This window comes from Microcella sp. (assembly GCF_033763155.1).
In the GTDB taxonomy this organism is placed as follows: domain Bacteria; phylum Actinomycetota; class Actinomycetes; order Actinomycetales; family Microbacteriaceae; genus Microcella.
Genome location: NZ_JANRKZ010000077.1, coordinates 1 through 5,024, shown reverse-complemented (window position 1 = coordinate 5,024; position 5,024 = coordinate 1). Strand labels below are relative to the sequence as shown.

Here is a 5,024-nt window from a genome sequence, read left to right as displayed (position 1 = left end):
GGTCGTCGTGGCTGCCGGCCTCGCGCTCGGCGGTGCGTCGGCGCTGCTCACTCCCATCACTCAGCAGACTGGCCGCGGAGTGCAGGTCGAATCGCTCGTGTCGACGGTGTGGTTGTGGGCGGCCGCCGCGGGCGAGTGGTCGTCACGCGTCTACTACGACCAGGGCATTCTGACCTGGCAGGTCTTTGGTGAGGGCTCGCAACTGGCGGCCGACCTCATGACGCCCGTGCTTGCGCTCGTGGTGCTCGTGATTGTGGCGCTCGGCGTTGCGGCCGTGCGACGCGGGGTCGACGACGTCGAGCTGTTTCCCGTGCTCGCGCTCGCTCTCGTCATGGCGCTCATCACCGTCAACAAGGTGGGTTCGCCGCAGTTCGCGACGTGGATCGCGGTGCCGATCGTTCTGGGCCTCGCCTGGCAGCAGTGGGGCGGCCGCTCGTTTCGGGTGCCGGCCGTGCTCGCGCTCGCAACTGCCGCGCTCACGCAGGTCGTGTATCCGGTGCTGTACACCTCGCTGCTCTCCCTGGACCCGTTCATGCTCACGGTGCTCTCGGCGCGTAACCTGCTCTACGTCGCGTTGCTCGGCTGGGCGGTGTGGCAACTCGTTGCCTTGTGCCGCCGAGCGCGCGAGACCGTGCTGGTCGCCACCGCCGCTGCCTCTGAAGGAGCATCCTCATGATCGTCGCGTTCTCTGTCGCCCCCTCGGGCGGCTCACCGACGGATTCGGTGCACGACGCGGTCGCCGCCGCCGTGCGCATCGTGCGCGAGTCGGGGCTTCCCAACCGCACGTCGTCGATGTTCACCGACATCGAGGGGGAGTGGGACGAGGTCATGGATGTCGTCAAGCGCGCCACCCTCGCCGTGGCCGAATACGGCACGCGCGTGTCGCTCGTGCTCAAGGCTGACTATCGCCCGGGCTACACGGGCGAACTCGACGGCAAAGTGCGTCGACTCGAGGCGGCTCTCGAGGTCGACAAGGGAGAGGGCGCGTGACCGTCTCCACCGCCAGCGTGCCCATCATCGATGAGGCCACGGCTGAGGCCTACGCGCGCCAGCAGCGCGAGCACGACGACGCCCACCGGCGTGCCCACGGAGGGGCCGAGCGTCGGCCCCTCAGCAAGGCTCGCGTCTATGCGGCGCTGCTCGCTCTGGCCCTCGGCGGTTTCGGCATCGGCTCGACCGAGTTTGTGGCGATGGGGCTGCTGCCCGAGATCGCGCGCGATCTGTTGCCCGGTCTCTACGTCGGCAACTCTGAAGAGGCGATCGGGCAGTCGGGCTGGGTCATCACGGCCTACGCGCTCGGCGTGGTGGTCGGCGCTCCGACGATCGCCGCCTTCGCGGGGCGCATGCCGCGCCGACGCCTGTTGCTCTGGCTCGCTGCGGCGTTCACGATCGGCACCGTCGCCTCGGCCACCCTGCCCACGTTCGAGCTGGTCATCGCGGCACGGTTCATCTCTGGGCTCCCGCACGGGGCCTACTTTGGCGTCGCGGCGCTGGTGGCGGCGAGCCTCATGGGGCCGGGCAAACGCGGGCAGGGCGTCGCTCTCGTGCTCAGCGGACTCACGATTGCCACCGTCATCGGCGTGCCGATCATCACGGCCGTGGGGCAAGCCTCTGGCTGGCGCGCCGCGTACCTGCTCGTGGCCGCACTCTTTGCCGCGACGTTTGTTGCCGTGCGCATCCTCGTGCCGTGGCAACCCGGCGACGCCAACTCGTCAGTGCGCAACGAGCTCGCGGCCTTTGGCAGCCTGCGGGTGTGGGTGGCCGTGGCGGTCGGAGCCATCGGCTTCGGCGGCTTTTTCGCGGTCTATAGCTATATCGCCCCGATGGTCATCGACTCGGCGGGGATGCCCGCGACGGCCGTGCCGTGGGTTCTCGCGAGCACGGGCATGGGCATGACCGTGGGAAACATCATCGGCGGTCGCCTCGCCGACGCCGGAACCACGCGCGCTATGTTCATCGGCTTTGCCGGGCTCATGGTCGCTCTCACCGCGCTGGGGCTCACGGGTGGGCACCCCGTCGGAGTGATCGCGGGCACGTTCTTGGTTGGGTTTATGGCCTCGATCATCTCCCCCGTTGTGCAAACGCGATTAATGGATGTCGCGGGCAAGTCGCAAACGCTCGCCGCAGCCCTCAACCATGCAGCCCTCAACGTCGGCAACGCTCTCGGCGCGTTTCTGGGCGGACTCGTCGTTGCCGCGGGATGGGGCTACCTCACGCCCGCGTGGGTCGGGCTGTTGCTCGCCGTCGGCGGCACGGTGCTTGCCGTCGTCAGCGTGGCGCTCGAGCGGCGAGCGGCGCGGCTCGCCTAGTCGAGCCGAAGAGCTCTAGAGTCCGCTGCCGCCGCCGGGAGCATCCACGAGAATGCCGTCGGTCAGGGCTTGCTTGCGCAAGGCGACCTTCGTGCCAACGTCGATGCCCGCAATGCGGTATTTCTCGCGAATGCGCTTGAGGTAGCTCTTGGCCGTCTCTTCTGAGATGCCGAGTTGGTAGGCCACCGTCTTGACGGGTTCGCCCGCCCCGTAGAGGGCCATGACGCGGCGCTCTTGCGCGCTGAGACGCGGTGAGCCTCCGACATCGGCGGCGTTGAGAGCGAGGTCGAGTTCGGCCGAGATGAACGACTCGCCGTTCTTGGCGGCGCGAATGGCCTCGACGATCATGCCCGCGTCTTCGCTCTTCACGAGATAGCCGAGCGCGCCTGCATTGAGAGCCTCGCGCACGACGTTGGGTTCGCTGTAGGTGCTCATGAGCACTACGGGAACCGTCATCGACTTAAGCGTCTGAATCTTCAGTGAGACGGGAATGTTGTCTTTCAAGTCGAGGTCAAGCAAGACGACGTCGACGGGAAATGCGGGGTGCGAGAGCAAGTCGGGCCATGTCGCAACCGCAGCGACCATTTCAATGTCGTCGGCAGCCTGGCGAATCCACTCGGTCAACGCCCCCAGCAACATGCGGTGATCATCGACGAGCGCCAATCGAATGGGTGACGTGTGCGGCATCGCGGTCACTCCTGCTCTCTCGGGTCTAGTTATTGAACGCGACCGGCGTCGACGGGGTTTTCGACCGTGCAATCGACCTCGATGACAACCGAGTTGGTCGCCGTGCTGTCACTGTATCGCCCGACTCGGTCGAGGGCCTCCCACACACCGGGGTCAACACGATTCCGTTTCAGCCCTGTCACCTCGATGCGCAGTGGAATCACGAGCCGGGTGCCTGCCGACGCGCGGTTCGGATCGAGCGGCCCCAGAGCCACCGTCACCGTTCGCATGGGCGACACACCTGCGGGGTCGGCAGCGAGCAACCACAGGGCGGCGAGCAACGCGTCACGCTGCACGTCGTCGAGAAGACCGGCGAGAGTGCCCGGGTCGCTCACGGTCACGCGGCGTCCCAGGTGCTCTGACTCGGTCACCGCGTGGAACAGCCAGGTCTCGCGTCGACCCTCAATGAGATGCAAGCGAAGTTCGGTGGCGAGAGTGGATGCTCGCGACGAGTACTCCGCCGGCAAGGGCAGTGGAGCCGCGCCGGTTGCCACGGCCTCCAACAACTCTTCGGCGTCGAGGTCGAGCTGCTCGAGCTCTTCGCTCGCGAGCATGCCGACCGCGAGCCGCGGCGCGGTCACGGTGGATTGCACGAGCACGCGGTCGAGCTCGCGTTTGAGCATCCGTTCGAAGCCACTCACGAGCAGAACACCCGTGACCCCTGGGCCAACGGCCAGCGCCACCGCCACGACTTGGGAGGGGATGGTGGTAGGCGTCAGGGGAGTCGTGACGAGAATCGCCACGATGAAGGCGACGCCGAGGGCAGAGGTGGCCACGAGCACTTCCCACCGCGAACGCAACGTCACGATGACGAGCAACACGAATCCCGCCGAGATCGACGCCGTCGCGTTGCGGCCGATGTCGCCGAGGGGCGCGATCGCGACGAAGTCGAGCCAGACAACGGCGCCGAGCGCGGCAAGAAAGACCCAATAGAGCCAATCGGGAAGGCGTTCGCCGCTGGCCGAAATCGTGATGGTCAATCCCAAGAAGGTGACCATGAGCAAGAGCCACGCCGTCGCGACGGGCAAGAGGGAGGGGTAGGCGTCGACGCGAAGCAAGAACACCGAGATGCCGAGCATCGACTGCAGGGCGGCAATGATGCCGAGCCCGAGGCCCAAGAATCCTGATCCGAGCGCCGAGGCGTGCGTGGAGGTCGGTGAACCCCGACGAGTCGACGAGCGCGCACCGGCGGGCCGAACAAGGCCGCCGAGTGTGGTTTCGTCGGCCGGGGTGTATTTGGTGCTCACCGCGGCACCCGCGCATTCTTCGGTCGGAGCCTCATCGCGGCACCTCCAAAATCACCGTCGTGCCGGCGCCGGGGGTCGAGAACAAGCGAGCGCTTCCGCCCACGTCGTGCAATCGCGCAACGACCGACTCGGTGAAGCCGAGCCGTTCTTCGGTGACGGCGTGCGGGTCGAAGCCGATGCCCGCGTCGGTGACGACGGCTCGCAACACGTCGTCACCCTGGGTAATGGTGACGTCGGCCTCTTCGACACCAGAGTGCCGTCGAACGTTCTCGAGGCACTCGGCAAGAGCGAGCAAGAAGGCGTCGAGAACGTCGCTCGGCAAGAGAACCTGACCACTGCCGTGCCACCGAACCGTGAGGCCCATGCGCAAGAAGCGCTGCTTGACAGATTCGAGTGTCGTTCCGAGGGGTGTTTCTGCCACGGGCTCAAGACTGTAGACGCCGGAGAACTGGGGCATCGGAGTGGAGCCGAGTCGCAATTGCCGGAGCAACCGTGCGTCTTCGCGCGCTTGCTGGCGAAGAGCGTCTTCGCTGACTCCGACCCCCGAGTGTGCGAGCAGAGTGAGTGTGGCGAGCACGGTGTCGTGCAGCAGCCGCGCGCTTTGTCGGCGCTGCGCCTCGGTTTCGCTTGCCTGTCGTTCGAGGTGATGCGCTCGACCGATGTTCTCGATACGCCGCACAGCGCGTTGCACGCCGACGGTGACCCACAGGCCAATGATGAGCGTGATGACCCATCCGGCGAG

At 66.7% G+C, this 5,024-nt stretch carries 5 protein-coding genes and 1 pseudogene; 3 read left to right on the top strand and 3 right to left on the bottom strand.

All coding sequences use genetic code 11. From position 1 onward, the window contains the following. From SFU54_RS03555 to SFU54_RS03545, 3 genes and pseudogenes are all read left to right on the top strand, one after another. Positions 1 to 676 (top strand): annotated as a pseudogene (locus tag SFU54_RS03555) (hypothetical protein); the annotation flags it as partial. Further along, entirely contained in the window at positions 673 to 990 is a 318-nt protein-coding gene (locus tag SFU54_RS03550) for a thiamine-binding protein (RefSeq protein ID WP_319014933.1), read from the top strand. The pseudogene SFU54_RS03555 and the gene SFU54_RS03550, both read left to right, overlap by 4 nt. A gap of 146 nt (positions 991 to 1,136) precedes the next feature. Next, positions 1,137 to 2,309 (top strand): MFS transporter, encoded by a 1,173-nt coding sequence (locus SFU54_RS03545; protein WP_319014935.1) that lies wholly within the window; start codon positions 1,137 to 1,139, stop codon positions 2,307 to 2,309. Between the two features lie 15 nt (positions 2,310 to 2,324). Here the strand turns inward: SFU54_RS03545 and SFU54_RS03540 are convergent, their stop codons facing one another. From SFU54_RS03540 to SFU54_RS03530, 3 genes are all read right to left on the bottom strand, one after another. Continuing rightward, positions 2,325 to 2,996: a response regulator transcription factor gene (locus SFU54_RS03540; RefSeq protein WP_319014934.1), complete on the bottom strand. Its 672-nt coding sequence runs from the start codon at positions 2,994 to 2,996 to the stop codon at positions 2,325 to 2,327. 29 nt (positions 2,997 to 3,025) lie between these two features. Beyond that, entirely contained in the window at positions 3,026 to 4,282 is a 1,257-nt protein-coding gene (locus SFU54_RS03535) for a hypothetical protein (RefSeq protein WP_319014932.1), read from the bottom strand. Positions 4,283 to 4,313: 31 nt separating this feature from the next. Next, on the bottom strand, positions 4,314 to 5,024 hold a 711-nt coding region (locus tag SFU54_RS03530; RefSeq protein WP_413466556.1), incomplete at its 5' end, for a sensor histidine kinase.